Annotated in this window: 27 protein-coding genes; 17 read left to right on the forward strand and 10 right to left on the reverse strand. The window is 66.4% G+C overall.

The window, feature by feature from the left end:
* Window positions 1-6: 6 nt before the first annotated feature.
* Both ACTIF6_RS09760 and ACTIF6_RS09765 read right to left on the reverse strand, forming a co-directional pair.
* Window positions 7-1,119 carry a C4-dicarboxylate TRAP transporter substrate-binding protein gene (locus ACTIF6_RS09760; RefSeq protein WP_439587775.1) on the reverse strand — a complete coding sequence of 371 codons (1,113 nt, stop codon included), beginning with the start codon at window positions 1,117-1,119 and terminating at the stop codon, window positions 7-9.
* Between the two features lie 25 nt (window positions 1,120-1,144).
* Window positions 1,145-1,978 carry an intradiol ring-cleavage dioxygenase gene (locus ACTIF6_RS09765; RefSeq protein ID WP_439587776.1) on the reverse strand — a complete coding sequence of 278 codons (834 nt, stop codon included), beginning with the start codon at window positions 1,976-1,978 and terminating at the stop codon, window positions 1,145-1,147.
* 123 nt (window positions 1,979-2,101) lie between these two features.
* Here ACTIF6_RS09765 and ACTIF6_RS09770 point away from each other — a divergent pair, with 123 nt between their 5' ends.
* A complete protein-coding gene (locus ACTIF6_RS09770; protein WP_439587777.1) occupies window positions 2,102-3,031 on the forward strand; it encodes a LysR family transcriptional regulator in 930 nt (309 codons plus the stop codon).
* On the opposite strand, the gene ligD is transcribed toward ACTIF6_RS09770, so the two are convergent.
* From ligD to ACTIF6_RS09805, 7 genes are all read right to left on the reverse strand, one after another.
* Complete coding sequence (gene ligD / locus ACTIF6_RS09775) at window positions 3,018-5,444, reverse strand: DNA ligase D (protein WP_439587778.1); 2,427 nt, start codon at window positions 5,442-5,444, stop codon at window positions 3,018-3,020. The genes ACTIF6_RS09770 and ligD overlap by 14 nt on opposite strands.
* Window positions 5,445-5,454: 10 nt before the next feature.
* Entirely contained in the window at window positions 5,455-6,465 is a 1,011-nt protein-coding gene (locus ACTIF6_RS09780; protein ID WP_439587779.1) for a Ku protein, read from the reverse strand.
* Between the two features lie 86 nt (window positions 6,466-6,551).
* The gene (locus tag ACTIF6_RS09785) at window positions 6,552-7,610 is read right to left on the reverse strand and encodes a maleylacetate reductase (protein ID WP_439587780.1); all 1,059 of its coding nucleotides are present in this window, start codon (window positions 7,608-7,610) and stop codon (window positions 6,552-6,554) included.
* Entirely contained in the window at window positions 7,607-8,479 is an 873-nt protein-coding gene (locus ACTIF6_RS09790; protein ID WP_439587781.1) for an NAD(P)-dependent oxidoreductase, read from the reverse strand. The genes ACTIF6_RS09785 and ACTIF6_RS09790 overlap by 4 nt, the downstream gene beginning before the upstream one ends.
* A complete protein-coding gene (locus tag ACTIF6_RS09795) occupies window positions 8,476-9,465 on the reverse strand; it encodes a Bug family tripartite tricarboxylate transporter substrate binding protein (protein ID WP_439587782.1) in 990 nt (329 codons plus the stop codon). Before ACTIF6_RS09795 ends, ACTIF6_RS09790 begins: the two co-directional genes overlap by 4 nt.
* 49 nt (window positions 9,466-9,514) lie before the next feature.
* Complete coding sequence (locus tag ACTIF6_RS09800; protein WP_439587783.1) at window positions 9,515-10,858, reverse strand: amidohydrolase family protein; 1,344 nt, start codon at window positions 10,856-10,858, stop codon at window positions 9,515-9,517.
* An 11-nt stretch (window positions 10,859-10,869) separates the two neighbouring features.
* Entirely contained in the window at window positions 10,870-11,853 is a 984-nt protein-coding gene (locus ACTIF6_RS09805; RefSeq protein ID WP_439587784.1) for an NAD(P)-dependent oxidoreductase, read from the reverse strand.
* A gap of 114 nt (window positions 11,854-11,967) precedes the next feature.
* On the opposite strand from ACTIF6_RS09805, the gene ACTIF6_RS09810 reads away from it, so the two are divergent.
* The gene (locus ACTIF6_RS09810) at window positions 11,968-12,684 is read left to right on the forward strand and encodes a 3-oxoacid CoA-transferase subunit A (protein ID WP_439587785.1); all 717 of its coding nucleotides are present in this window, start codon (window positions 11,968-11,970) and stop codon (window positions 12,682-12,684) included.
* On the forward strand, window positions 12,681-13,322 hold the full coding sequence (locus ACTIF6_RS09815) for a 3-oxoacid CoA-transferase subunit B (protein WP_439587786.1): 642 nt from the start codon (window positions 12,681-12,683) through the stop codon (window positions 13,320-13,322). The genes ACTIF6_RS09810 and ACTIF6_RS09815 overlap by 4 nt, the downstream gene beginning before the upstream one ends.
* A 21-nt stretch (window positions 13,323-13,343) precedes the next feature.
* Here ACTIF6_RS09815 and ACTIF6_RS09820 read toward each other — a convergent pair whose 3' ends face one another.
* On the reverse strand, window positions 13,344-13,970 hold the full coding sequence (locus tag ACTIF6_RS09820; RefSeq protein ID WP_439587787.1) for a LysE family translocator: 627 nt from the start codon (window positions 13,968-13,970) through the stop codon (window positions 13,344-13,346).
* 168 nt (window positions 13,971-14,138) lie between these two features.
* Here ACTIF6_RS09820 and ACTIF6_RS09825 point away from each other — a divergent pair, with 168 nt between their 5' ends.
* The 14 genes from ACTIF6_RS09825 (at window position 14,139) to tnpA (ending at window position 25,963) form a co-directional block, all read left to right on the forward strand.
* Complete coding sequence (locus tag ACTIF6_RS09825; RefSeq protein ID WP_439587788.1) at window positions 14,139-14,612, forward strand: retropepsin-like aspartic protease family protein; 474 nt, start codon at window positions 14,139-14,141, stop codon at window positions 14,610-14,612.
* Between the two features lie 99 nt (window positions 14,613-14,711).
* The gene (locus ACTIF6_RS09830; protein WP_439587789.1) at window positions 14,712-15,737 is read left to right on the forward strand and encodes a sulfate ABC transporter substrate-binding protein; all 1,026 of its coding nucleotides are present in this window, start codon (window positions 14,712-14,714) and stop codon (window positions 15,735-15,737) included.
* Between the two features lie 21 nt (window positions 15,738-15,758).
* On the forward strand, window positions 15,759-16,343 hold the full coding sequence (ssuE, locus tag ACTIF6_RS09835) for an NADPH-dependent FMN reductase (protein WP_439587790.1): 585 nt from the start codon (window positions 15,759-15,761) through the stop codon (window positions 16,341-16,343).
* A gap of 121 nt (window positions 16,344-16,464) precedes the next feature.
* Window positions 16,465-17,502, forward strand: coding sequence for a sulfonate ABC transporter substrate-binding protein (locus ACTIF6_RS09840; protein ID WP_439587791.1), 1,038 nt, complete (start codon window positions 16,465-16,467; stop codon window positions 17,500-17,502).
* 156 nt (window positions 17,503-17,658) lie between these two features.
* A complete protein-coding gene (locus ACTIF6_RS09845; RefSeq protein WP_439587805.1) occupies window positions 17,659-18,627 on the forward strand; it encodes a sulfonate ABC transporter substrate-binding protein in 969 nt (322 codons plus the stop codon).
* A 106-nt stretch (window positions 18,628-18,733) separates the two neighbouring features.
* A complete protein-coding gene (gene ssuD / locus ACTIF6_RS09850) occupies window positions 18,734-19,903 on the forward strand; it encodes an FMNH2-dependent alkanesulfonate monooxygenase (RefSeq protein WP_439587792.1) in 1,170 nt (389 codons plus the stop codon).
* A 15-nt stretch (window positions 19,904-19,918) separates the two neighbouring features.
* Window positions 19,919-20,803 (forward strand): aliphatic sulfonate ABC transporter permease SsuC, encoded by an 885-nt coding sequence (ssuC, locus tag ACTIF6_RS09855; protein ID WP_439587793.1) that lies wholly within the window; start codon window positions 19,919-19,921, stop codon window positions 20,801-20,803.
* A 21-nt stretch (window positions 20,804-20,824) separates the two neighbouring features.
* Window positions 20,825-21,787 (forward strand): aliphatic sulfonate ABC transporter substrate-binding protein, encoded by a 963-nt coding sequence (locus ACTIF6_RS09860; RefSeq protein WP_439587794.1) that lies wholly within the window; start codon window positions 20,825-20,827, stop codon window positions 21,785-21,787.
* A gap of 8 nt (window positions 21,788-21,795) precedes the next feature.
* Window positions 21,796-22,608, forward strand: a complete 813-nt coding sequence (locus tag ACTIF6_RS09865; protein ID WP_439587795.1) for an ATP-binding cassette domain-containing protein — start codon at window positions 21,796-21,798, stop codon at window positions 22,606-22,608.
* Window positions 22,609-22,745: 137 nt separating this feature from the next.
* Window positions 22,746-22,961, forward strand: a complete 216-nt coding sequence (locus ACTIF6_RS09870) for a TOBE domain-containing protein (protein WP_439587796.1) — start codon at window positions 22,746-22,748, stop codon at window positions 22,959-22,961.
* Between the two features lie 15 nt (window positions 22,962-22,976).
* The gene (locus tag ACTIF6_RS09875; RefSeq protein WP_439587797.1) at window positions 22,977-23,276 is read left to right on the forward strand and encodes a c-type cytochrome; all 300 of its coding nucleotides are present in this window, start codon (window positions 22,977-22,979) and stop codon (window positions 23,274-23,276) included.
* Between the two features lie 30 nt (window positions 23,277-23,306).
* Complete coding sequence (locus ACTIF6_RS09880; protein WP_439587806.1) at window positions 23,307-24,578, forward strand: FCSD flavin-binding domain-containing protein; 1,272 nt, start codon at window positions 23,307-23,309, stop codon at window positions 24,576-24,578.
* Window positions 24,579-24,704: 126 nt separating this feature from the next.
* A complete protein-coding gene (locus tag ACTIF6_RS09885) occupies window positions 24,705-25,583 on the forward strand; it encodes a CysB family HTH-type transcriptional regulator (protein ID WP_439587798.1) in 879 nt (292 codons plus the stop codon).
* 41 nt (window positions 25,584-25,624) lie between these two features.
* Window positions 25,625-25,963: an IS66-like element accessory protein TnpA gene (gene tnpA / locus ACTIF6_RS09890; RefSeq protein WP_439587799.1), complete on the forward strand. Its 339-nt coding sequence runs from the start codon at window positions 25,625-25,627 to the stop codon at window positions 25,961-25,963.
* The last annotated feature ends 107 nt before the right edge of the window (window positions 25,964-26,070 follow it).

The following is a 26,070-nucleotide window of genomic DNA, read 5'->3' on the forward strand; positions in this document are numbered from 1 at the left end:
GGCTGATCAGAGGCCCTTGTCCCAATCGCGCAGTGGCTTCGCACCGCGCTTGCGGAGTTCTTCCATGTAGGTTTTCACGATCAATGCAGAAGGACCTCTGTTGGCGTTCGCCTTCACCCAGTCGGCGGCGATGTTGGGCATGGTGGTGGCCCACTTCTCGCGCTCGCCAGGGGCCATGGGCGCCACCTTCACCGGCACGCTCTGCGTGGCGCCCTGCGTCTGGATGGACTTGAGCGCTGCCTCATAGCGCTGCATCAGCGTGTTGCCCAGCGTCTTCGAATACTCGAGGCCCACGTCCTTGATGATCTTCTGCACCTCAGGCGGCATCTTGTTGAAGCTGTCCTTGTTCATGGCCATGCCGCCGTTGTAGAGCGCTCCGATGTCCACCGTGGTCACATACGGCGCCACTTCATAGATCTTGTTGGGCAGGATGCCGGTGGAGATGGAGATGGTGCCTTCGCTCACGCCGGTCTGGATGTCGGTGTAGTAGCTGGTAAGCGAGCCGTCCACCGCCACCGCGCCCGAGCCACGCAGCCAGGTGCCCACCGCGCCCGGCGCCGAGATTTTCTTGCCGCTGAGGTCGGCGTAGGTGTTGATCGGCATCTTGGTGAACAGGTGGTAGGTGTCCACGCCCGAAGCGCCGAGGAACACCAGGTTGTTGCGGTCCCACTCTGCCTTGAGTGCCGGCACCTTCTCGTTCATCTCATTGGCCACTTCCAGCAGCATGCGCACGTCGCCAGTGGCGAACGGGGTCACGGTGGCGTACTGCGTGAGCGGCATCTTGGCCGACTCAAGGTTCGCGAACACCCAGCCGACATCGGCAATGCCTTCGCCCACGCTGGAGAGCGTGGCGTTCATCTTGTAGAGCTGGCCACCATAGGCCTCTTTCCATTCGATCTTGTAGCCCTTGCCCAGTGCTTCCACGCGCTTGTTGACCTCGGGCACGAAAAGTGTGCTCATCAGCCCGACCCATGGCAGCGTCGTCGGGTGGCTGGAGGCGATGGTGAGCTTGAAGGTCTGCTGCGCCTGGGCGAGTGGCAGCCCGGTGGACATCAGTGTGGTGCCGATGGCGGCGGCCAGGGCGGTGCGGTGGAAGGCACGCTTGTTCAGTTTCAACATGATTTTTTGTCTCCTGCAGGTTGGCTTATGTTTTCAAAGGGTTGAGCACGAAATCGAAATCCAGGGTGGTCGAGCCATCGGGCTGCCTCACCCACTCGGCCACCAGCGACTGCCGCACACCGAAGACGGCATCCGAGTCGAGGTAAGGGTCGCCGGCACGGAACACATGGGTCACCAGCGTCTCGTAACCGGGCGCACGGATCATGAAATGCAGGTGGGCGGGACGCCAGGGATGGCGTTTGGTGGCACGAAGCATGTCGCCCACCGGCCCGTCGTCGGGAATCGGGTACGGTTCCGCCACAACGCTCTGGAAATGGAAGCGCCCATCGGTCCCGCTGTGCAGAACCGCCCTGCCCTGCGCCTGGGCCAGGCCCTCGCGCTGCACGTCGTAGAGCCCATCGGCATCGGCCTGCCAGACGTCGATCTCGGCATCGGCCACCGCTCCCCCGCCGAGACCGCGCACGCTGCCGCGCACCAGGCAGGGCTCTCCCGGAGCCCCGTTGGCCACGTCTGCGCCGTGTTCCACCCGGGGAGCGCCCTCCACATGGAAGGGGCCGAACACCGTGGCTTCGGTGCAGCCGGCGGGTTTGTCGTTGTTCATGGCCACGGTGAGCATGGACAGGCCCAGGGTGTCCGACAGCAGGATGAACTCCTGCCGCTGGTCGTCGCACTTCTGTCCGGTGGCGGTCAGGAACTGAATGCCCTGCATCCACTCTGCCTCGGTGAGCTTGACCTCGCGCGCAAAGGCGTGCAGGTGCTGCACCAGGCTGGTCATGATCTCCTTCAGACGCGCGTCGGGCGTCTGCGACAGGCGAGCGAGCACGGCCTGGGTGATGTTGTACTGATCGAGGTTTCTCAAGCGTTTGTCTCCAGCTTGCCGGCGGTTGGCCCGCAGTGCCGTCACAATGTAGAGCGTTGGGGGAGACAGACCAATGCCTGAGGCAAAAATGACTTTTTCTTCAGGCGCAACAAAGAGCAGACCATGGACCGCTGGACCGAGATCGAATTGTTCGTGCAGGTGGCCGAAACCGGCAGCCTGAGCAAGGCCGCCGAGTCGCTGGACCTATCCAACGCCAGCGCCAGCCGCCACCTGGCCGCCCTGGAAGAGCGCCTGGGCGTGCGCCTCGTGGAACGCAACACCCGTCGCCTGTACCTGACGGACACCGGGCAGGAGTTCTTCCAGCGCGCCCGCACCATCCTGTCCGATCTGCGCGACGCCGAATCCACCGTCAATGCCGCTGCACTCAACCCCACCGGCGTGCTGCGGGTCACGGCGTCGCTGTCGTTTTCCATGCACCACATCGCGCCGCTGTTGCGCGAATACACCGATCGCTACCCCAACGTCACGGTGCATGTGGAGGCGGCCAACCGCTACCTGGACATCATCGACAACAACATCGACGTGGCCATCCGCAACCGCGAGTACGAGCCCGACTCCAACATCACCATCCGCCGCCTGGCCGAGACACGGCGCATTCTGGTGGCCTCACCCGGCTACCTGGCGCGCCATGGCGTGCCGCACGATCTGGACGATCTACAGCGCCACAAACTGCTGATCTACATTCACGCCAACAACCCGTACGAACTGCGTTTCTCACGCGGCGACGAACAACGCACGGTGAGCGTGAAGGGGCTGCTGGAAAGCAACGACGGCCAGATCCTGCGCGCCGCCGCGCTCGACGGCATGGGCATCCTGATCCAGCCCAGCTACATCGTCTACGACGACGTGGTGGCAGGGCGCCTGGTGCCCATGCTCGACGACTGGGACCTGCCCCACCTCACCATCAACCTCGCCTACCCCAGCCGCAAGCATCTCAGCGCGAAGGTGCGCACCTTCATCGATTTCATGGCCGCGCACTTCAAGAAGATGGACTACGAGCGCAAGTGGACCGGGCAGTTCACGGTTTACTGACCTTGCCGGCGTCAAAGCCCAGCTGGCGCATGGCCGGCGCCAGCGACACGGCGGCCTTGTCGTAGCCGTCCCAGGGGGCATTGCCTTTGCGCAGGCGCTGACCCACCGTGTGCACACTCCAGTGCGCGCCGCCCGTGAGGCTCGCGAGTTCGGACCAGGCCACCGGCACCGAAATGCCCATGCCCGGCCGCGCGCGCGCCGACCACGCGCTCACGGTGGTGGCGCCACGCCCGTTGCGCAAGTAGTCGGCAAAGATCTTGCCCACGCGGTTGCGCGGGCCGCTCTTGGCCACGAAGCGCTCGGGAATGGTCTGCGCGAGGTGCTGCACCACCGCCTGCGAAAACCCCTTCACGGCATCCCAGCCGTGCAGGCGCTTGATGGGAACCACCACGTGCAATCCCTTGCCGCCGCTGGTCTTCAGGAAAGCCGGCAGGCCCAGTTCCTTCAGCAGCACATGCACCAGCTCCGCCGCTTCCTGCACCTGTTCCCAGGCCACGCCTTCGCCCGGGTCCAGATCGAAAGTCATGCGGTCGGGGCGCTCGATGCGGTCCTTGCGCGCGTTCCAGGTGTGGAACTCGATGACGTTCATCTGGGCGGCCGAAAGCAGCCCATTGGGCCTGGCCACTTCGATCAGGGGATCGTGCCCTTCATCCAGCGCGGGGTCGAGCAGCATCACCCCTTCCATGCGGGTCTTGTCCAGGTGCTTCTGGAAGAACAGCTCGCCTTCAATGCCGTCGGGGGCACGAACCAGCGCCACGGGGCGGCCCTTGAGGTGTTCCATCATGAACGGGGCGACCGTTTCATAGAAACGCACCAGGTCGAGCTTGGTGAGCCCGCTGTCGGCGTCAATGACGCGTTCGGGGTTGGAGATTTTCATGGAGTTCACCGCCTTGGGCTCTTCACGGGAAATGGCCGCAGCCGGCTTGTCGCCGCGCAGCCCCAGGAACACGCCGTGGCGCAGGCGCCCTTCCTGCGTCCAGCCAGCAAAGGAGACTTCGGCCAGCAGGCTGGGCTGCACCCAGTGCGGTCGGCCTTCGATCCTCGTTGAGCCAGCGAAAGGTCGCTTGCCGACGGCGAGCTTCTTCAACGCGACGTGGAGGGACTGCAAGGTGCGTTCGTCGAAGCCGGATCCCACGTGTCCGACGAACTGCAATGCGCCTTCTTCGTCGTGCAGTCCGAGCAGCAGCGCGCCGATGCCGGTTCGAGAACCCTTGGGATCCGTGTAGCCGCCGATCACGAACTCCTGCCGCTGGCCACACTTGAGCTTGATCCAGTCGGTGTTGCGGCGCGACGTGTAGGGTGCCGTCTTGCGTTTGCCGATCAGTCCCTCGAAACCCAGCTGGCACGCCGAGGCGAGCAGGTCGGCCGATGGTGCGTCGAAGCTTTCGCTGAAGCGCAACAGATCGCTGGCGTGGCCATCCATCAGCGCGCGCAACCGCTCGCGGCGTTCTTCCACGGGCAGCGCTCGCAGATCCAGCCCGTCGGCAAACGGCATGTCGAACAGCACGTACACCAGATGATCGGCCTCGGCGGCGTCGAACGCGTTCTGCAGGGCCTGGAAGTTCGGCATGCCCTCCTCGTCCACCACCATCACCTCACCGTCGAGCCAGCCGGAGCGCAGCGGCAGCCTGGCCAGTTCCCGGGCCAGCGCCGGCATGCGGGCCGTCCAGTCGTGGCCATTGCGGGTGAACAGGCGCACGTGCCTGCCCTGCTTGCGCGCCAGCAGGCGATAGCCGTCAAACTTCAACTCCCACAACCAGTCAGCCACCTCGGTGGGAGCGGCCCTGGCGAGCGTGGCGAGCTGCGGGGACAGCGTGTTGGGCAGGGTGGCTTTGGCGGGCCTGGTGTTCCTGGGTGCGGCCGCCTGCAGACCGCTCACACTGTCGGGCTGTTCCTCGACGACGTTGAACTCATCGGCCGGGCGTTCGTGTTCGTCGTGCTCCTTGATGAGCAGCCACGGCGGCACCTTGCCACCGGCATCGGCGCGCATGCGCACCAGCGTCCAGCGGCCCTTCAGCTTGTGGCCGTGCAACTCGAACTTGAGCTTCCCGTCGCGATAGCCTTTCGCAGTATCCCCGATGGGTGTCCAGTGCCCCTTGTCCCACACGATCACCTTGCCCGCGCCGTACTGCCCCGGCGGTATCTGCCCTTCGAAAGTGTTGTAGGCGATGGGATGGTCTTCCACCTGCACCGCCATGCGCTTGTCCTTCGGGTCGAAGCTCGGTCCTTTGGGCACGGCCCAGCTTTTCATGGCGCCGTCGAGCTCCAGCCGAAGGTCGTAGTGCAGGTGACTGGCCCAGTGTTTCTGTATCACGTAGCGAAGGGCACCGGTACTGGCCTCACCGCCCTCGGCGGGCTCAGGCGTGCGGGCGAAGTTGCGCTTCTTGCGGTACAGCGCCAGCGCATCGGCCACGCCTGCGCTCCTAGGCCGCGCGGCGCGCGGGCTTCTTCACCGGCGGCCTGGCAGCGGGCGCGGTCTTCTTCGCCGCGGGCTTCTTCTTGGCCACCGCCTTGCGCGCAGGTGCTTTCGCGGTGGGCAGCTTTGTCACCGAGGCGGGCTTTTCCTTGGGCGTGCGCGCAGCGCCCAGGCTGCGCTTGAGCAGCGCGGTGAGATCGAGCACATTGGCGCCGCTCGGTGCCCCTTCGGTTTTCTCGACCTTCGCCACCTCCGCCAGCTCGCCCTTGGTGGCCTTGGTCTCCACCAGCTTGTTGATTTCATCCGCAAACGAATTGCGAAACTCGTCGGCCTTCCAGGGCTGGGTCATGTCGTCGATGAGCTGCATCGCCATGGTCAACTCGGCGTCCTTGATGCCTGCGGCTTTCACACCCAGCGGCGGCAGATCGAGCTGTTCGAACGAACGGATTTCCCCGCCCCAGCGCAACAGGTTCAGGATGAGCGCACGCCCACAGGGAATGAGCACCGCCAGGTGCTGCTTGGTCTGGATCACCACCTTGGCCAGGCCCACCTTGTTGCTCTTGGCGAGCGCCTCTCGCAACAGCGCATACACCTTCTCGCCGCGCTTGAGCGGCGCCGTGTAGTAAGGCCGTTCCAGGTAGACGAAGGGAATCTCGTCCGCATCGACGAAGGTCTCGATCTCGATGGTCTGCGTGACCTTGGGGAAGGCCGCCGCGATTTCCTCGGGCGAGAGCAGCACATAGCGACCATCTTCGTACTCCACGCCCTTGACGATGTCGGCGCTGGCCACTTCCTTGCCGGTCACCTTGTTGATGCGCTTGTAGCCCACCGGGTCCATCGAGCGCCGGTCCAGCCAGTCGAAGTCGATGCCCGAACTCATCGTGGCCGAATACAGGCCCACGGGGATGTGCACCAGCCCGAAGCTGATGGCACCCTTCCAGATGGTTCGGGTGGAGGTAGGCGCCTGGCCTTCGTCTGACGCCTCCGCCCGGGGTGTTTTTCTGCTGCGTTCACTCATGGCGGATCTCCTTTCCAGGGGTCTGTGGAAAGGTAGCACCGACCGCGCTGATTCCCTGTAGGACAGCGCCCCTTCGACACCAGATTTCAGGCTGGCCGCACGCCCTCGAACGCGTCCTGCAACAACGCCCGGATCGCCCCACGCTCCAGCGGCCTGGGGTTCGGGTACTGGTTGCTCATGGCGATGTCGCAGGCCTTGTCCAGATCTTGCGCCTTCATGCCGATGTCCTTGAGCGCCACCGGGGCGCCATTGGCGTGGGCCAGGTCGTACACCGCCTGTGCCGCACTGGCGCCGCCGAGTGCGCGCCGAATGCGCTCCATGGCTTTGGGAGCGGCACCCGCGTTGTACGCCAGCGCGTGCGGCAGCACGATGGTGTGCGTCTCGGCATGCGGCAGGTTGAAACTGCCACCCAGTGTGTGGCAGAGCTTGTGGTGCAGGGCCATGCCCACGGTCCCGAGCACGATGCCGCAGAGCCACGCGCCGTAAAGCGCATCGGAGCGCGCCTCGGGGTCGCTGGCGTGGGCGCGAATGCGCGGCAGCGCGCGGCCGAGAGCCGTGATGCCTTCTTCGGCCATCAGGTCGATCACCGGGTTGCCTTCCACCGAATACAGGCCTTCGGCGGCGTGGGCAATGGCGTTGATGCCGCTGGTCACGCTCAGGCCCACGGGCAGCGTCATGGAGAGTTCGGGGTCGTAGATCACGGTGCGCGGCAGCACGCGGATGTCCTTGCCGGTTTTCTTCAGGCCCGCTTCGGTGATGCCGTAGATGGGCGTCATCTCCGAACCGGCGTAGGTGGTGGGAATGGCGAGGATGGGCAGGCCGGAATCGAGGGCGATCGCCTTGCCCAGGCCGGTGGTGGAGCCGCCGCCGATGGCCACGGCGCAATCCGCACCCAGGCGGCCAGCTTCTTCCCGGGCCTCGCGGGCGGTCTCGATCGGCACGTGCATCACGGCGCGGTCGAAGATGCCGGCGGCGCGCGAGCCCAGCAGGGCGGCAACGCGTTCACCTGAATCGCGCTGCTCAGGCGTGCACAGCACCAGCGCGCGCTGTGCCTTGAGCGCATCCATCTCCACCGGCAGCGAGGCGAGCGAGCCGGCGCCGAACACCACACGCGAAGGCAGGCCCTGGTAGACGAAGTTTTTCATCGCGTCAGCCCAGCGCTGCGTTCGAGCACGCGGATGATGGCCGCGTAATCCAGGTCGGCGTCGCCCTGCGCCTGCGCAGCGGCCATGAGTTGCCGCGTGGCGGCGGTCTGCGGCACCGGGGCCTCGCAGGCGGCGGCTTCGGCGAGGATGAGGTCGAGGTCCTTGTTCATCTGGGTCACGGTGAAGGTGGGCGCGTAGTCGCGCTTCGAAAGCTGGGCCGATTTGGCCTTGAGGATGGGCGAGGCCACGGCGCTGGCGCCGAGCACGGCCCACATGTCGGCCCAGTCCAGTCCGCCTTTCTGCCCGAGTGTGAGGCCTTCGGCCAGCATGGCACTGGTCTGCGCGATCAGCAGGTTCACCACCAGCTTCATGAGACGGGCCTGCTCGCCCTCGCCCAGGTAGAAGTGGTTCGGTCCCCAGCAGCGCAGCAGGGGCAGCAGGCGCTCGTGCACGGCCTTCGGGCCAGAGGCCATCACCGTGAGCTGGGCGGCTTCGGCCATGTGGTTGTTGCCGGAGACCGTGGTGCGCAGGTATTCCACACCTGAACGGGCACAGGCTTCGGCCACCTCGGCAGAAACGCGCTGCGAGACGGTGCTGGTGTCGAGATACACCGCGCCCTGTGGCAGCGCGGCTGCCACGGCCATGCCCACGCTGCGCAGGGCCTGGTCGTGCGGTAGCGAAGACATCACCACCTCCGCGCGAGCCAGCTCATCCATGGTGCCCGAGGCGAGGCCGCACTCGGCCGCCAGCGCCAGGCGAGAGAGGTCCGGGTCGCTCACGGTGACCTGGTTGCCGGCGGCCAGCAGGTGGCGGGCCATGGGCAGGCCCATCTTGCCCACGCCGATGAAATGCACACGGAACATGTTCATTGACCCTTGAGGTTGGCCGCCTTGGCGATGCGCGCTGCGGCGTCCATCTCGGTGCGGATGAAGGCGTTGAACGCCTCGGGCTGCATGGGGTAGGGTTCGGCGCCCAGGCGCGTGAGGCGCTCCTTCACCTCCGGGTCGGCCAGGGCTTTCAAGGCTTCGGCATGCAACCGCTGCTGAATGGCGGTCGGCGTCTGGGCATGGACGATCATGCCGACCCAGAAGACGAAGTCCGAACCCGGCACGCCGGCCTCCACCGTGGTGGGCACCTGGGGCAGCGCGCTGGTGCGTTGCGATGTGCTCACGGCCAGGGCCACCACCTTGTTCTCCCGGATCAGCGGCAAGGCAGAAGACAACGGTGAGAAATACCAATCGGTGCGCTCGCCCATCACGTCGGCCAGCGCTTCAGGCGTGCCCTTGAAAGGAATGTGCTGTGCGTCGAAGCCCGCCTGCAGCTTGAACTTCTCGGCATTGAGGTGCGTGGCGCTGCCCACGCCGGCCGAGGCATAGTTGAGCTGGCCGGGCCTGGCTCGCGCGGCGGCCAGCACATCGGCCACGGTCTTCCAGCCCCGCGCGGGCGAGACCACCATCACGTTGGGCAGCGCAGCCAGCGGCGTGATGCCGGTGAGATCGCGCACGGTGTCGTAGGTGAGGTTGCTGTAGATCGCCGGGTTCACCGCGTGGCTGGACGAGGGAATGAGCACGGTGTAGCCATCGGCCTCGCCCCGCGCCACCTGCGCGGTCGCCAGCGAGCCCCCTGCGCCGGGGCGGTTCTCCACCACGATGGGCTGGCCCATGCTGCGCGACATCGCATCGCCCACGGTGCGCGCGATCAGGTCGGTGCCGCTGCCCGCGGTGAAGGGCACGAGGAAACGGATGGGCTTGCTCGGGTAGGCCTGTGCCTGAGCGGTGCCCGTGAGCACCGGCATGGCCAGCACCACGGCACCCGTCCAGCGGGTCACCGCATGGATCCATGTTCTTCTCTTCATGCTTGTCTCCTCGTTGCAGGGAAAAGGATGGGGCCACCACCCGCCGGTCTCAGAGGCCCATGGCCTGTGTGATCTTTCGGCCCGACTGCTGCAGGCTCTCCAGCAGCGAGGCGATGTCGGCATCCAGCACGCGGCCATCGCGCTTGCGCCACTGCCCGGCAATCATCACGCTCTCGATGTTGGCCAGCGAGGCCTGCATCACCACGGCACTCACCGCGTCGTGCACGGGCTGCATGTTGAGGGTGTCGGCGCGGATCACCACCAGGTCGGCCTGCTTGCCGGGTGCCAGGCTGCCGATGCGGTCCTGCTGGCCCAGCATGCGCGCGCCCTCCACGGTGACCCAGGCCAGCGCCTCGCGCGTGGTGATGGTGGACGTGGGCGGGATGCTGCCGTGCGCTTCCCGGTAGGCGAAGTTGTCCAGGCTGCGCTGGATGCCCAGGGCAATGCGCGCCTGGCTCAGCATGTCGCCACTCATCACGCTCTCCAGATCCACGCCCAGCGAAGGTGCGCGGCCCAGCGCACGCAGCCGGCCGGTGAGCGGGTGGCCATGACCTTGCGACATCTCGCTCTCAGCCGCCGCCGAGAAGCTCATGCCGAGTTCACAAAAGCGCGCCAGCTGGGCGTCGCTCAGCGCATGACCATGCACGATGTTGATGTGCGGCCCGAGCAGTCCGGCTTCCTCCAGACGCTCCCAGCCATCGGGCGTGCGAGCCGGTCCGCCGCCCTGGTGCAGGGAGGCGATCAGGCCGAGTTCCTTGGCCATGCGGAAATCGTGCATCGCCACATCGAGGGTGGAGTAATGCGGCCCGAGCACGGCGGCATGGATGCTCAGCAAAGGTTCGTCCGCATGCGCCCTGAGCAGGCGTTCGACCTCGGCGCGCGGGTGCGGCTGCTCCCAGAACGGCGTTTCGCCGGGCTTGGGATCGGGCTTGGGCGTGCCATGGAAGAAGGCGGCGCGAATCCCCGACTGCAGCAGCGCGGCCACGGCAGCGTCGTTGTGCGCGAGCGTGGGGTTGTTGTGGCACCAGTCCACCAGCGTGGTGGTGCCGCAGTTGATCTGGTTGAGTGCACCCACCAGCGTGGCGATGTGCAGGTCGCCCGGCGTGAACACCGTGGCCAGGCCGGCGTGCATGTTCTTGAAGTACTGCAGCAGTGTCCAGTTGGCAGCCACGCCGCGCAGCGCCGTCTGCCAGGTGTGCATGTGGGCGTTGACCAGGCCCGGGATGACGATGCATCCGGTGGCGTCGACCACCTGCGCGTCGTCGGCGGCGATCGCAGGCTCGATGGCCGTGATGGTGTCACCGGTGATGAGGACATCACCTCGCGCCAGGTCGCCCTGCGCGTCCATGGTGATGACGGTGCCTCCGCGAAGCAGGGTGCGGGCTGCAGCCATGGCCCGGCGCCTCAGCTGCTCAGACCGTCGCTGACGTCGACGTCCAGCGGCTGGATCTGAAGCCCGGCATCGGCCGCCGTCTCGCGCAGCAGCACGGCGAAGTCGATGTCTTCATAGCCCCGGCCCACCATGCGCGCAATGCTCTCGCGCGTGGCCGCCGCAGCAGGCATGGCCACGCCGTGGGCCTTGGCCGCACCCAGGCCCAGGTCCATGTCTTTCAGCAGCAGCTTGGGCGTGAAGGTGACCTGCTCGAAGTTGAGTTTGGTGAGCACCGGTGTCTTGTAGCGCGTGTACATGGAGCCCAGCACCGAGTCGTTGATGCTCTCCAGGAACACATCGCGCGGAATGCCCGCCTTCTCGGCCAGCACGGTGATCTCGCAGAGGTTCTGGATGATCACGCCGAACATGGTGTTGTGCGCGATCTTCCACACTCGGGCCAATTCGCCCTCGCCCACCCACATGGCCTTGCGCGACATGGCAACCAGGTAAGGCTCGGCTTCGTCGTAGATGGATTTCGCACCCGACGCCACCACCAGCAGCTTGCCGGCCTTGGCCACCTTGGCGTTGCCAGAGACCGGGGCACACAGGTAGGCGATGCCCAGGGCTTCGAGCTTCGTGCGGATCTCGGCCGACCCTTCCTGCGAGATGGAAGAACTGTCGATCACCACGCGCGGGCGCTTCGCACCGGCCACCAGTCCGCCCTCGCCAAAGAGCACTTCCTTGAGGTCGTTTGTCGTGGAGACCATGGTGAACACCGTGTCGCAAGTGGACAGGTCCTGCTTGCTGTTCACCACCACCGCGCCGTATTCGGCCAGGGGTTCGGCCTTGCTGCGGGTGCGGTTCCACACCTCCACCGTGTGGCCGGCCTGGGTCAGCCGCTTCACCATGGCTTCGCCCATGCGGCCGAGGCCGATCCATCCAATTCGCTTGCTCACGCTTGTCTCCAGGTCTTTGTGGTCGATGGCCGCTGAGTGTGTCGCCCTGCCCCTTCCCATGCAACGGATCCACTGAAAATCAGTTTTCCGGCTTGGGAAAAGCCCATGCGCCCCGAGCCCGTCAAAGCGGATGAAAATCCCGTCACCCCAAAGTACCCAGCAGGAGACATCGTTTTGATCAACAAGATCGCCGCCTCGGTCGCCGAGGCGCTCACCGGTATCGCCGACGGTGCCACCGTGCTCATCGGCGGCTTCGGCACCGCCGGCATTCCCGGCGAGCTCATCGACGGCCTGATCGAACAGGGGGCGAGGGAACTCACCGTGGTGAACAACAACGCCGGCAATGGCGACACGGGGCTGGCCGCGCTGCTCAAGACCGGGCGCGTGCGCAAGGTGATCTGCAGCTTCCCGCGCCAGGCAGACAGCCATGTGTTCGACGCGCTCTACCGGAGCGGAAAACTGGAACTGGAACTGGTCCCGCAGGGCAACCTGGCCGAGCGCCTGCGCGCCGCCGGTGCCGGCATCGGCGCGTTCTTCACGCCCACGGGCTTCGGTACCGAGCTGGCGAAGAACGCCGACGGCACAGCGAAGGAAACGCGCGTCCTCAACGGCAAACCGTATGTGCTGGAGTACCCCATCTTCGGCGACGTGGCGCTCATCAAGGCCGAGCGCGGCGACCGTTGGGGCAACCTCACCTACCGCAAGGCCGCGCGCAACTTCGGCCCGGTGATGGCCACGGCTGCGAAGCGCACCATTGCCAGCGTGTACGAGATTGCCGAGCTCGGCAGCTTCGACCCCGAGGCCGTGGTCACCCCCGGCATCCACGTGAGCGCCATCGTTCAGATTCCCCGCGTGGCCACGCAGGCTGGCGGCTTCAAGGACGCAACATGACCTACACAAGAAGAACCAAAGACGAACTCGCGCGCCGCGTGGCACGGGACATCCACGACGGCGCGTACGTGAACCTGGGCATCGGCCAGCCCACGCTGGTGGCCAACCATTTGCCTCCGGGCATCGAGGTGGTGCTGCACAGCGAGAACGGCATCCTGGGCATGGGCCCCGCGCCCGCACCCGGCGAGGAAGACTACGACCTCATCAACGCCGGCAAGCAGCCGGTGACGCTGCTGCCCGGCGGCGTGTACTTCCACCACGCCGACAGCTTCGCCATGATGCGCGGCGGCCACCTCGACATCTGCGTGCTCGGCGCCTTCCAGGTTTCGGCCACCGGCGACCTGGCCAACTGGAGCACCGGCGAGCCCGGCTCCATTCCCGCCGTGGGCGGCGCGATGGACCTGGCCATCGGTGCCAAGCAGACCTGGGTGATGATGGACCTGCTGACCAAGCAAGGCGCGAGCAAGGTGGTGGCGCAGTGCAGCTACCCGCTCACCGGCATCGGCTGCGTCAAGCGCATCTACAGCGACCTGGCCACGCTGGCCTGCACGCCGCAGGGCTTGCAGCTGATCGATGCGGTCGACGGGCTCGAACACGCGGAGCTGGAAAAGCTGGTGGGCCTGCCGATCGCGGCCTGAAGCGCCCGGTGCGTCGGGGCCTCAGGCGTTGCGCCGGTACAGCGCGAGCGAACCGGCCAGCGCAAGCAGCACGCCGCCACAGCAACGGTCCAGCCACAGCACGCCGTTGGCCTTGAGCACGCGGAGGGCCTGCACACCGGCCACGGCATAAACCAGCATCACCATGAAGTCGATCACCGCAAAGGTGATGGCCAGTGTCGCGTACTGCGCGAACTGCGGCTCGGTGGGCACGATGAACTGCGGCAGGAATGCCGTGAACATCAGGTACCCCTTCGGGTTCGACACCGCCACGAAGAAGCTGCGCATGAAGATCGATCGCCCCGAAGGAGGCAGCGCACCGGGATCGTCGCCAGGCACCGCCAGCGTGCCCGTGGACATGAGCATGCGCACGCCCAGGTAGGCCAGGTAAGCCACACCGACCCACTTCACCACGGAGAAGGCGAACTCGGAAGCCGCCAGCAAGGCGCCCAAGCCCAGCGCCACAGCGGCAATGAGCACGAAATCGGACACCACGGCACCCGCCATGCCAGGCAACGAAGCGCGCACGCCATAGCGCGATCCATTGGACAGCGCCAGCAGCACGGTGGGGCCGGGCGTGGCAATGCCGACCAGGGAAACCAGGGCGAAGATGAGCAGGGTCTGGGTCATGGTCAGGAATCTTTGAAAGGAAACCGGATCGACTTTAGTGGATTGCGCCGGGTAGCATCGGTTTCATCACCATTCAAGGAAGAGACGGCAGTGGGATTGCAGGACAGAGACCGGGACGGAAACGGACAACGCAGCACCGCATCGACCGCGAGAAGAGGCGCCTTCTGGATGCTGGTCTTCTGGGTGGGCCTGGGCGCTGCGCTGTACACCGGCTTCTCGCACTTCGAGGGTCAGCGCGCCGCCAGGCAGGCGCCCTACACCACCAGCGAACAAGGCGAGATCGTGATCACCCGCAGCCGGGACGGCCACTTCCGCCTGCCCGGCACCGTGAACGGCAGACCGGTCGAGTTCCTCGTGGACACCGGCGCCAGCCTCGTCACCGTCAGCGCCGCGTTCGCGCAGCAAGCCGGTCTTGAAGGCGGGCAGAGCGTCACCTTCAGCACCGCCAACGGACCCATGCCGGGGCGCGTGCTGCGCGATGTACCGGTGACGGCCGGCTCATTTGCCGTGGGCGGCACGGCGGTGGGCATCGGCCTGCAGACGGGCCGCGATGCCGTGGCCTTGCTGGGGCAGAGTTTTCTATCCCGGTTCGACATCGAGCTCAAGGCCAACCAGATGGTGATCCGCCTTCGAGAGGTATAGATGTTTCCGTCATAAGCAACCAAATATTCATTCGTTCCTTATCCGTGGCTTTGACGGGATCATCCGGCATCCCTTCAACAAAGTCCCCCGAGGAACACCATGACCACCCGCCGCCAGCTCATCCAGGCCCTTGCCGCCACCGCCCTCTCCGCCAGCGCCCTTTCGGCCTACGCCCAGACCGGCCCGGTGACGCTGCTCAACGTGTCGTACGACCCGACGCGCGAGCTCTATGTGGAATACAACGCCGCCTTCACCAAGTACTGGAAGGCCAAGACCGGCCAGGACGTGACCATCAAGCAGAGCCATGGCGGCTCGGGCAAGCAGGCTCGCTCCATCATCGACGGCCTGGACGCCGACGTGGCCACGCTGGCCCTGGCCGGTGACACCGACGCCCTGCACAGCAACGGCAACTGGATCCCCAAGGACTGGCAGAAGCGCCTGCCGCTCAACAGCTCGCCCTACACCTCCACCATCGTGCTGGTGACGCGCGCGGGCAACCCCAAGAACATCAAGGACTGGGACGACCTGATCCGCCCGGACGTGAAGGTCATCACCCCCAACCCCAAGACCTCGGGCGGCGCCCGCTGGAACTACCTGGCCGCCTGGGAATTCGCCAAGCGCAAGTACGGCAGCCCAAATGGTGATGACAGCAAGGCCAAGGAGTTTGTGGCGAAGCTCTACGCCAACGTGCCCGTGCTCGACACCGGTGCGCGCGGCTCGTCCATCACCTTCGCGCAGCGCAACCAGGGCGACGTGTTCATCTCCTGGGAAAACGAGGCCTACCTGCTGGAAAAGGAATTCGGCAACAAGGTCGACTTCGTCTACCCCTCGCTGTCCATCCTGGCCGAGCCGGCTGTGACGGTGGTCGACAAGAACGTGGACAAGAAGGGCACCCGTGCCGTGGCAGAGGAATACCTGAAGTTCCTCTACACCGAAGAAGCGCAGGACATCATCGGCAAGCATTTCTACCGCCCGACCTCGGCCAAGGCCCAGGCCAAGTACGCCAAGCAGTTGCCCAAGCTCAACCTGTTCAAGATCGAAGACGCCTTTGGCGGCTGGGAACAGGCAGCCAAGGTGCACTTCAGCGACAACGGCACCTTTGACCAGATCTATACCAAGAAGTAACCAGCTCAGGGAAAGTGCACCGTGTCCATTCTCCTGATCGCCGGCAGCCCATCCGAGCATTCCCGCTCGGCCGCGCTGCTCGACGCGGTGTACCAACGCCTCGGTCTGCGCCACGCTCTGATTGAACGCCTGCACATCCGGGACCTGTCTCCACAGGCCCTGCTGCTGGCGGATGTGGGCCACAAGTCCATTCGCGCAGCGCTCTCCCAGGTGGAAACGGCGCGGGCCATCGTGGTGGCCACGCCGGTCTACAAGGCGGCCTACAGCGGCGTGCTCAAGGTCTTCCTGGACCTGCTGCCGCAGTCGGCCTTCAAGGGCAAGGCGGTGCTGCCGCTGGCCACCGGGGGCAGCCCCCACCACATGCTCGCGCTCGACTATGCGCTGCGGCCCGTGCTGCAGTCGCTGGCGGCGCGCCACATCCTGCCCGGTGTCTATGCCACCGACGCGCAGATCCCGAAGGACGAGGACGACGGGTACCGCGTCGGTGACGAACTCGGTACCCGACTCGACGACGCCGTGAACAACCTGCTTCACGAAGGCCTGCGAATGCCGCTCACGGCCGGGTTCGCCCCCGTGCCGTTTGCCCAGGTGCGATGTAGCGTCTGACCCGCTGCGAGCCGGGACCACCCGGCCGATCTCCCGCACCCCCCAATTCCCGCATTTTCAAAGCCACCGCGCGGGTGGCCTGGACGGCTGTCGCCTGCGCTTCGTCAAAAAGGAATCTGTCATGAGTGAATCCATCAAGCACCTCGCCGATGCCGAGGCGGGCGCGTCCGCCACGCCGGGCTTCTCGAAACTCAGGCGCTGGGGTCTGGCGCTGCTGGCCGCCATCGTCATCGGCGTGGGCCTGGCCCTGTTGTTGCTGCCGGTGCCGAGCGCCCATGCGCAGACGCGCGGCGAGTTGCGCATCGGCTACCAGAAATCGGCCAGCCTGTTCGTGTTGCAGAAGGCGCAGGGCACGCTGGAGAAAAAGCTCGCTCCTCTGGGCTTCGGCGTGAAGTGGGTGGAATTCCCCGCCGGCCCGCAACTGCTCGAAGGCCTGAACGTCGGCGCGGTCGACGTGGGTTACGTGGGCGAAGCACCGCCCATCTTTGCGCAGGCCGCAGGCGCGCAGTTCGTCTACTTCGGCTTCGACCCCGCCGCACCGCGCGCCGAGGCCATCCTCGTCACCAAGGACTCGCCGATCAAGTCGGTGGCCGAGCTCAAGGGCAGGAAGGTTGCGCTGAACAAGGGCAGCAACGTGCACTACCTGCTGGTCAAGCAGCTGGAAAAGCACGGCCTGAAGATCACCGACATCGAACCCGTCTACCTGGCACCGGCCGATGGCCGTGCCGCCTTCGAGAGCAAGCGCGTGGACGCCTGGGTCATCTGGGATCCGTTCCAGGCCGCTGCTGAAAAAGCCACGGGCGCCCGCGTGCTGGCCGATGGCACGGGTGGCGTGGTCAACAACTACCAGTACTACCTGGGCGCACGCAACTTCGTGACGAAGAACCCCAAGGTGATCGAAGCCCTGTTCGCGGACTCGGTGGAACAAGGCATCTGGCTGAAGAAGAACCTGCGCCAGGCCGCCGAACTCATCGCGCCGCTGCAGGGCCTGCCGGTGGAGGTGGTGGAACTCGCGCTGCAGCGCTACGAGTTCAACGTCAAGCCCATCACCGCCGCCGTGGCCGCCGACCAGCAGAAGATCGCCGACACCTTCTTCGACCTGAAGCTGATTCCCAAGGCCATCAAGGTGAGCGAAGCGGTGGTGGTGTCGCAACCCTGACGCCATCCACCCCAAGCGGAGCCCGCCATGTCCACGCCCTTCGATGCGGCCGACCTGCGCCGCCACATTGCCAGGCTGCTCACCACCACCGCCGCCGCCTGGAGCATCGCCGCCGCGAAAGCGCGCAGCGCCCTTTCACCTCTTTCAAAGACTCAGATGACACTCGATTTCTCCAACCGCCGCCGCTTCGTCCTCTCGGGCGTGGGTGCGGCCGCCCTGGCCACCCTGCCGCAACTGCGCGCACAGGCCCAGACCCCCACCGCCAACCGCGTGCTGCGCGTTGGGCACCAGAAAGGTTTCCTCAGCCTGCTCAAGGGCCGTGGCACGCTGGAACAGCGCCTGGCGCCCCTGGGCGTGAAGCTGACCTGGACCGAATTCACCGCCGGCCCGGTCCAGCTCGAGGCGCTCAACGTCGGCTCCATCGACTTTGGCGACGTGGGCGAAGCCCCGCCGATCTTCGCCCAGGCCGCCGGTGCCCCGCTGGCCTACGTGGCCGCCACGGTGCCGCGCCCCGCCACCGAAGCGGTGATCGTGCCCAAGGACTCGCCCATCAGGTCGGTGGCCGATCTCAAGGGCAGGAAGGTGGCCTACAACAAAGGCTCCAACGTGCACTACTTCCTGGTGAAGCTGCTGGAGAAGAACGGCCTGAAGTACGACGACGTGCAGTCCGTCTTCCTGCCACCTTCCGATGCGCGCGCGGCCTTCGAGCGCGGCGCCATCGACGCCTGGGTGATCTGGGATCCGTTCCTCGCTGCCGCCGAAGTGGGCCTGGGTGGCCGCATCCTGGCCGACGCCACCGGCGTGGTGAACAACCGCGCGTACTACTTCTCCACGCTGGACTACGCGGCGAAGAACGCCGACGTGGTCAGGATCGTGATCGAGGAGATCAACAAGCTCGACCAGTGGGGCAGCGCCCACCGCGATGCGCTCGCCGCCGAGTTCGCGCCGCTGTGGGGCCTGCCCAAGCCGGTGGTGGACCGCTCCGTAGGCCGCGCCGTGTACGGCACCGGCCCGATCACCAAGGCCATCCTGCAGGAACAGCAGGTCATCGCCGACACCTTCTTCAACCTCAAGCTGATCCCGAAAAAGATCAACCTGCTTGAAGCGGCCGTAAATGCTGGTTGACCACCCCCGCCGCGCTTCGCGCGACCCCCTCAAGGGGGCGGCACCAGAGGCCCGGCAAAGCCGGTTCCTCGGTGCCACTTGAACAAACCCCTTCGTTCGGAACGCTATGTCACTCAACATCTTCTGGTTCATCCCCACCCACGGCGACAGCCGCTACCTCGGCACCGCCGAGGGCGCGCGCCAGCTCAGCCACGACTACCTGAAGCAGGTGGCCCAGGCCGCGGACAGCCTGGGCTATGAAGGCGTGCTGATTCCCACCGGCCGCTCCTGCGAAGACCCCTGGGTCGTGGCGGCGAGCCTGCTGCCGGTGACGCAGCGGCTCAAGTTCCTGGTGGCCGTGCGCCCGGGCCTGCACCAGCCGGCGCTGGCCGCGCGCATGGCCGCCAGCTTCGACCGCCTCTCGGGCGGGCGCCTGCTCATCAACCTCGTCACCGGTGGCGACCGTGCCGAACTGGAAGGCGACGGCGTGTTCCTGGACCACGCCGAGCGCTACGAACAATCGGCCGAGTTCATCCGCATCTGGCGCGAGATCCTGGCACGCAGTCACGAAGGCGAAACCTTCGACTACGACGGCAAGCACCTGCAGGTGAAAGGCGCCAAGCTGTTCTTCCCGCCGCTGCAGCAGCCCTATCCCCCGGTGTATTTCGGTGGTTCGTCCGAGGCGGCGCACGAGCTCGCTGCCGAGCAGGTCGACACCTACCTCACCTGGGGCGAAGCGCCAGCCGATGTGGAGAAGAAGGTGGCCGATGTGCGTGCGCGAGCCGCGAAGCGTGGACGGACCGTGAAGTTCGGCATCCGCCTGCACGTGATCGTGCGCGAGACCGACACCGAAGCCTGGGCCGCCGCCGACTCGCTCATCAGCCGGCTCGACGACGACACCGTGATCCGCGCGCAAGCCGCGTTTTCGAAGATGGATTCCGAAGGCCAGCGCCGCATGGCCGCGCTGCACGCCGGTGGCAAGAAGCGCACGCGCGCCGACCTGGAGATCAGCCCCAATCTGTGGGCCGGCGTGGGCCTGGTGCGCGGCGGGGCCGGCACCGCGCTGGTGGGCGATCCGAAGACCGTGGCCGCGCGCATCCAGGAATACGCCGAGCTCGGCCTGGAGAACTTCATCTTCTCCGGCTACCCGCACCTGGAAGAGGCCTACCGCTTTGCCGAACTCGTGTTCCCGCTGCTGCCCCGCCAGTTGCGCGAGAAGCTGCCCGGCCCCGCGCTGAACGGCCCGTTCGGCGAGACCGTGGCCAACGTGTTCGTGCCGCGCGCATCCCAGAGCTGAACAGGAACAAGCTTCATGACCACGATCCAGACGTTTCGCGAGGCGCCGGTGACCCCGGTGCCCGACACCATCGACGCTCCCGGCTGGGGCTTCACCCCGGGCCGTGACCTCGGCCCGTTCGTGGGCCGCTTCCTGCGGTCGGCCTGGCAGCGCTTCCTGCCCTGGCTGGTGCCCACGCTGCTCGTGGTGGTGTGGCAGTTGTCATCTTCGTTCGGCTGGTTGTCCACCCGAGTGCTGCCCGCCCCGCTCTCCGTGGTTACTGCGTTCTGGACGCTGGCCGTGTCGGGCGAACTCTGGACGCACGTGCAGGTGAGCGCCGGCCGCGCCCTGATCGGGCTGGCCATCGGCGGCGGCCTGGGCCTGCTGCTGGGCCTGCTCACTGGCTCGGTGCGCTTCTTCGAAACGCTGCTGGACTCCAGCGTGCAGATGGTGCGCAACATCCCCGCGCTGGCGCTGATCCCATTGGTCATCCTCTGGTTCGGCATCGACGAAGCCGCCAAGCTGTTCCTCATCTCGGTGGCCGTGTTCTTCCCCATCTACCTCAACACCTTCCACGGCATTCGCAACGTCGACCCGGGCCTGATCGAGATGGGCCGCACCTACGGCCTTTCGCGCTGGGGCCTGTACACGCAGATCATCCTGCCCGGCGCGTTGTCCTCCATCCTGGTCGGCCTGCGTTTCTCGCTCGGCCTGATGTGGGTGATTCTGATCGTGGCCGAGACCATCTCCGCACAGGCCGGCATCGGCTACCTGACGATGAATGCCCGCGAATTCCTGCAGACCGACATCGTGCTCGTCGGCATCCTGCTCTACGCCGCCCTCGGCAAGCTGGCCGACGTGTTTGCAAGAAGCCTCGAGACGTACTGGCTCCGCTGGCACCCCGGCTACCAGAACCCCTGAACCACCCCAACGAGAACGACCATGACGCATCCCCTCTTCAACCGCCGCGCCGCCCTGGGCGCCATCGGGTCCCTCGCCGCCGGCGCCGCACTGGCGCAAGGCAGCGCGCCGCGCACGGTGCGCCTGGGCTACCAGAAATCGTCCACGCTGATCGCCGTGCTGCGCCTGCAGGGCACGCTGGAACAGCGCCTCGCGCCGCTGGGCGCCACGCTGAGCTGGCACGAGTTCACCAGCGGCCTGCCGCTCCTGGAAGCACTCAACCTCGACAACCTCGATTTCAGCGCCGACGTGGCCGACACCGTGCCGGTGTTCGCACAGGCCGCGGGTGCGCAGCTCACCTTCGTGGCGCAGGAAGCGCCCTCGCCCACCGCGCAGGCCATCCTGGAGCGCAGCGACTCGCCGCTGAAAAGCGTGAGCGAACTCAAAGGCAAGCGCGTGGGTTTCGCCAAGGCCGCCGGTGCGCACTACCTGCTGATCGCCGCGCTCGAGAAGGCCGGCCTGTCGTTCGTCGACATCGAGCCCGCCTACCTCACGCCCGCCGATGGCCGCGCCGCTTTCGAGCGTGGCGCCATCGACGCCTGGGTGGTCTGGGACCCGTTCCTCTCGGCAGCGCAGAAGCAGGCCAACGCCCGCGTGCTGGCCGACGGCACGGGCCTGGCCTCGTATCAGCGCTACTACCTGGCCAGCACGCGCTTCGCGCAGGCGCGGCCCGACGTGCTCGGCGTGATCTACGCCGAACTGGAGAAGACCGGTCGCTGGGTCAAGGCACAACCGAAAGAAGCGGCCGCGCTGCTCGCGCCCTTCTGGGGCCTGGACGCCGGCATCGTGGAACAGGCCAACGGCCGCCGCAGCTACGCGGTGCGCCCGGTGACCGCGCAGAACATCGTCGAGCAGCAGAAGATCGCCGACACCTTCCTGGCGGAAAAGCTGCTGCCCCGGCGCATCAACGCGGTCGACGTGCCGCTGTTCAAACCGCAGGTGTGACGCGCATCATGGCCAACCCGACCGAAAAATCCACACCCGGCGTGCGCGTGCAGCTGCGCCACCTGAGCAAGCGCTATGGCGCGCGCGAGGTGCTGCGCGACAACCAGCTCACCATCGAACCCGGCGAGTTCGTCGCCATCGTCGGTCGCAGCGGTTGCGGCAAGAGCACGCTGCTGCGCCTGGTGGCGGGCCTGGAGGCTGCCAGCGGCGGTGAACTGCTGCTCGATGGCAAGAACGTCGACGGCCTGCACGACGACACCCGCATCATGTTCCAGGACGCACGCCTGCTGCCGTGGAAACGCGTGGTGGACAACGTGGCCCTGGGCCTGCCGAAGGAGAACCGCAAGGACGCCGAGGCCGTGCTCGGACAAGTTGGCCTGGGCGACCGCCTGGGTGACTGGCCGGCCAAGCTCTCGGGCGGTCAGCGCCAGCGCGTCTCGCTCGCCCGCGCGCTGGTGCACCGCCCGCAACTGCTGCTGCTCGACGAGCCGCTGGGTGCGCTGGACGCGCTCACCCGCATCGAGATGCACGAGCTCATCGAAGGCCTGTGGAAACGCCATGGCTTCACCGCCCTGCTCGTTACGCACGACGTGCAGGAAGCCGTGGCCCTGGCCGACCGCGTGATCCTGATCGAGGACGGCGCCATCGCGCTGGACGAGCGCGTGCCCCTGGCGCGCCCGCGCTCGCGCGGCGATGCCACCTTCGCCGCCATCGAGAAACGCATCCTCGACCGCGTGCTGCAGGTACCTGAAACCGAAGCACCCTCGAACGATCCGCCCTGGCCACCCGCTCCAGCCCACGCCCTTCGCTGGGCCGTCTAGATGAACACCCCCCGCATCGCCTTCGGCGCTACCCCCCAGGTGGCAACGCCAGTGGCCCGGCAAAGCCGGTTCCACGGCGTTTCTTGACCGAGACACCTCCATTCACCGCGTCTTTCACAACCAAAGGAAAACCACACATGTCCATTCAAGCCATCAACGTCCGCAACCAGTTCAAAGGCAAGGTCAAGGAAATCATCAAGGGCGACGTCGTCTCCGAAGTCGATGTCGAGACGCCCTGGGGCATCGTCACCTCGGTCATCACCACCCGCTCCGTGAACGACCTGGGCCTGCAGGTCGGTTCTGAGGTCGTGGCGCTGGTGAAGTCCACCGAAGTCTCGATCGCCAAGCTCTGAATCGGAAGGCGCACGATGAAAAGAACACTCGGCATCGCCGCGCTGTTGTTGCTGGGTAGCACAGCACACGCCCAGACCACCGACTTCCAGGCCCGCGCCTGGGCCGCCTCCTGCGCGGCCTGCCACGGCACCGGCGGCAAGAGCAACAGTGCCATCCCGTCCATCAATGGGCAGGACAAGCAGGTGCTGCTGACCAAGCTGCTGGCCTACAAGCGCGACCAGTTGCCCGCGACCGTGATGCACCAGCACGCCAAGGGCTACAGCGACGCCGAGCTGGAACGCCTGGCCGACCACTTTTCACGCCAACCGAAATAACGCGCAGGAGACACGGACATGACCCAGATGATCAACCGCAGACACCTGCTCGCCGCCGCCGGCGGCACCGCCGTGGCGCTGGCCCTGCCCGGCTGTGCCACCACCACCGCCACCGCCCCCAAGGCCCGCGTGGTCGTGATCGGGGGCGGATTCGGCGGCGCCACTGCCGCCAAGTACATCCGCCAGTGGGCGCCCGAGATCGAGGTGGTGCTGGTCGAGCGTGAGGCTGCCTTCGTCTCCTGCCCGCTGAGCAACCTGGTGCTCGGCGGCAGCGAGAAGATCGAGAACCTCACCACGGGTTACGACACGCTGCAACGCAAACACGGTGTGCGCGTGGTGCGCGACGAAGCCACCGCCATCGACGCCGAGAAGCGCGAAGTGCGCCTGGCGCGCGGCGAGACCTTGAAGTACGACCGCCTGGTGCTCTCGCCCGGCGTGGACTTTCTCTACGACCTGGTGCCCGGCCTGCAGACTGCTGAAGCACAGGCCCGCGTGCTGCACGCCTGGAAAGCCGGCCCGCAAACCGTGGCGCTGCGCCAGCAGCTCGAAGCCCTGCCTGATGGCGGCGTGTATGCCCTGCACATTCCCAAGGGTCCCTACCGCTGCCCGCCCGGCCCCTACGAACGCGCCGCCCAGGTGGCTTCGTACTTCAAGCAGCACAAGCCACGTTCCAAGGTGCTGGTGCTCGACGCCAACCCGGACATCGTTTCCAAGAAGGCCCTGTTCGTCAAAGCCTGGACCGAGCGCTACCCCGGCATCGTGGACTACCGGCCCAACAGCGAACTGGTGCGCGTGGACGCTGCCACGCTGAGCATCGAGACCAGCTTCGAGACCATCAAGGCCGGTGTGCTGAACGTGGTGCCACCGCAGCAAGCGGGCCGCATTGCGCGCACCGCCGGCCTGGTGCAACCCACCGCGCGCTGGGTGGGTGTGAACTTCCAGAGCTTCGAGTCGCTGGCCGTCCAGGGCATCCACGTGCTGGGCGATGCCACCGCCTCCGCACCGGGCATGCCCAAGTCCGGCTTCATGGCCAACAACCACGGCAAGGTCGCGGCCGATGCGGTGATCGCGCTCATCCAGGGCCGCCCCATCAACCCCGACCCCATCATCGCCAACACCTGCTACAGCTTCGTGAGCGAGACCGACGTGGTGCACGTGGCCTCGGTCCACAAGTGGAACGCCGAGCAGAAGACGCTGGTGCCGGTACCGGGCTCGGGCGGCCTCACGCCCACGGCCAATGCACTCGAAGGCCAGTACGCCCGATCCTGGGCGAAGAACATCTGGGCCGACGCCCTGCTATGAACCACCCCCGCCGCGCTTCGCGCGACCCCCTCAAGGGGGCGGTATCTGCGGCCTGGCAAAGCCAGTTCCGCGATACCTCTCGACGAGTCTACGGCGCGCGCAGCACCCGGTATTGAAGGCACGTTCATGAACTTCCAACAGCTCCGATCCGTCCGGGAGACCGTGCGCTGCGGCTTCAACCTTACTGAAGTCGCCGCCATGCTCTACACATCCCAACCCGGCGTGAGCCGGCAGATTCGCGAGCTGGAGGAAGAGCTGGGTGTCACCATCTTCGAGCGTGCAGGCAAGCGGCTGACCGGTCTCACGCCACCCGGCCGCACGCTCCTGCCCATCGTGGAACGCCTGCTGCAGGAAGCCGGCAACCTGCGCCAGGCCGGCAAGGAATTCGTCTCGCGCATGGAGGGTGGCCTGTCGATTGCGGCCACGCACTCGCAGGCCCGCTACGCCCTGCCCCACGCCGTGCGCGATTTCCGCAGCCTGTTCCCGCAGGTCACGCTCAACCTGCACCAGGGTTCACCCAAGCAGGTGGCCGAAATGCTGCTCACCGGTGAAGCCGACATCGGCATCGCCACCGAGGCGCTGGCCCACTACCCGCAACTGGTCACGCTGCCCTGCTACCGCTGGACCCACAGCATCGTGGTGCCACCCAACCACCCGCTGCTGCACACCGCCGGGCCCCTCACGCTGCAAGAGCTCGCCGAGCATCCCATCATCACCTACGACCGGGGCTACACCGGCCGCTCGCACATCGACGACGCCTTTGCCAAGGAAGGCTTGAGCCCGAACGTGGTGATCACCGCCATGGACGCCGACGTGATCAAGACCTACGTCGAACTCGGCATGGGCGTGGGCATCATCGCCTCCATCGCCATCGATGGCGACCGGGACAACAACCTGCGCGCACTCGAGGCGCGCCACCTGTTCGAAATCAACGTCACCCGCCTGGCAGTGCGGCGCGGCAACTGTAAGCGCGCGGCCATCCCACCCTTGAAGGGATTGGTCTAAGCGGCAACGATGGTGTCCACCAAGCAAATTAGGTGGACACCATGGATGAAGCCAGGAAGAAGACCCGCCGGCGGTACGGCGCCGAGCTCAAGCAGCAGATCATTGCCGAGTGCGCCGAGCCAGGTGCATCGGTAGCCAGCATTGCCCTGTCACACGGCATCAACGCCAACGTCGTGCACAAGTGGCGCCGCCAAGCGGGTGGCGCGCTGCCTGCACTGCAGCCCCCCTCATTCGTTCCTGTGCCACTGCCGCCAGCGGCGTGTGCACCTGCGCCGGACATCCGCATCGAGCTGCGCCGTGGCGCCACCAGCGTCTCGGTGACCTGGCCCTTGGACGCAGCCGAACAGTGCGCCGTGTGGATGCGAGAGCTGCTCAAGTGATCCGGGTGGATGCCCTGTGGCTGGCCACCGAGCCGCTGGACATGCGAGCGGGCACCGAGACGGCGCTGGCGCGTGTGGTGTCGGTCTTTGGCGCTGCGCGCCCGCAC

This window comes from Hydrogenophaga sp., assembly GCF_051860785.1.
In the GTDB taxonomy this organism is placed as follows: domain Bacteria; phylum Pseudomonadota; class Gammaproteobacteria; order Burkholderiales; family Burkholderiaceae_C; genus Hydrogenophaga.

What these genes read in the sequence shown, in the direction of transcription:
- ACTIF6_RS09815 (WP_439587786.1), top strand. Translation starts at nt 12,681, where the DNA reads ATGACCTACACAAGAAGAACCAAAGACGAACTCGCGCGCCGCGTGGCA.
- ACTIF6_RS09780 (WP_439587779.1), bottom strand. Translation starts at nt 6,465, where the DNA reads ATGAGTGAACGCAGCAGAAAAACACCCCGGGCGGAGGCGTCAGACGAA.
- ACTIF6_RS09795 (WP_439587782.1), bottom strand. Translation starts at nt 9,465, where the DNA reads ATGAAGAGAAGAACATGGATCCATGCGGTGACCCGCTGGACGGGTGCC.
- ACTIF6_RS09860 (WP_439587794.1), top strand. Translation starts at nt 20,825, where the DNA reads ATGACGCATCCCCTCTTCAACCGCCGCGCCGCCCTGGGCGCCATCGGG.
- ACTIF6_RS09800 (WP_439587783.1), bottom strand. Translation starts at nt 10,858, where the DNA reads ATGGCTGCAGCCCGCACCCTGCTTCGCGGAGGCACCGTCATCACCATG.
- ssuC (WP_439587793.1), top strand. Translation starts at nt 19,919, where the DNA reads ATGACCACGATCCAGACGTTTCGCGAGGCGCCGGTGACCCCGGTGCCC.
- ACTIF6_RS09760 (WP_439587775.1), bottom strand. Translation starts at nt 1,119, where the DNA reads ATGTTGAAACTGAACAAGCGTGCCTTCCACCGCACCGCCCTGGCCGCC.
- tnpA (WP_439587799.1), top strand. Translation starts at nt 25,625, where the DNA reads ATGGATGAAGCCAGGAAGAAGACCCGCCGGCGGTACGGCGCCGAGCTC.
- ACTIF6_RS09870 (WP_439587796.1), top strand. Translation starts at nt 22,746, where the DNA reads ATGTCCATTCAAGCCATCAACGTCCGCAACCAGTTCAAAGGCAAGGTC.
- ACTIF6_RS09830 (WP_439587789.1), top strand. Translation starts at nt 14,712, where the DNA reads ATGACCACCCGCCGCCAGCTCATCCAGGCCCTTGCCGCCACCGCCCTC.
- ACTIF6_RS09770 (WP_439587777.1), top strand. Translation starts at nt 2,102, where the DNA reads ATGGACCGCTGGACCGAGATCGAATTGTTCGTGCAGGTGGCCGAAACC.
- ACTIF6_RS09875 (WP_439587797.1), top strand. Translation starts at nt 22,977, where the DNA reads ATGAAAAGAACACTCGGCATCGCCGCGCTGTTGTTGCTGGGTAGCACA.
- ACTIF6_RS09845 (WP_439587805.1), top strand. Translation starts at nt 17,659, where the DNA reads ATGACACTCGATTTCTCCAACCGCCGCCGCTTCGTCCTCTCGGGCGTG.
- ACTIF6_RS09785 (WP_439587780.1), bottom strand. Translation starts at nt 7,610, where the DNA reads ATGAAAAACTTCGTCTACCAGGGCCTGCCTTCGCGTGTGGTGTTCGGC.
- ACTIF6_RS09865 (WP_439587795.1), top strand. Translation starts at nt 21,796, where the DNA reads ATGGCCAACCCGACCGAAAAATCCACACCCGGCGTGCGCGTGCAGCTG.
- ACTIF6_RS09825 (WP_439587788.1), top strand. Translation starts at nt 14,139, where the DNA reads ATGCTGGTCTTCTGGGTGGGCCTGGGCGCTGCGCTGTACACCGGCTTC.
- ACTIF6_RS09790 (WP_439587781.1), bottom strand. Translation starts at nt 8,479, where the DNA reads ATGAACATGTTCCGTGTGCATTTCATCGGCGTGGGCAAGATGGGCCTG.
- ACTIF6_RS09805 (WP_439587784.1), bottom strand. Translation starts at nt 11,853, where the DNA reads ATGGGAAGGGGCAGGGCGACACACTCAGCGGCCATCGACCACAAAGAC.
- ACTIF6_RS09820 (WP_439587787.1), bottom strand. Translation starts at nt 13,970, where the DNA reads ATGACCCAGACCCTGCTCATCTTCGCCCTGGTTTCCCTGGTCGGCATT.
- ACTIF6_RS09840 (WP_439587791.1), top strand. Translation starts at nt 16,465, where the DNA reads ATGAGTGAATCCATCAAGCACCTCGCCGATGCCGAGGCGGGCGCGTCC.
- ACTIF6_RS09885 (WP_439587798.1), top strand. Translation starts at nt 24,705, where the DNA reads ATGAACTTCCAACAGCTCCGATCCGTCCGGGAGACCGTGCGCTGCGGC.
- ssuD (WP_439587792.1), top strand. Translation starts at nt 18,734, where the DNA reads ATGTCACTCAACATCTTCTGGTTCATCCCCACCCACGGCGACAGCCGC.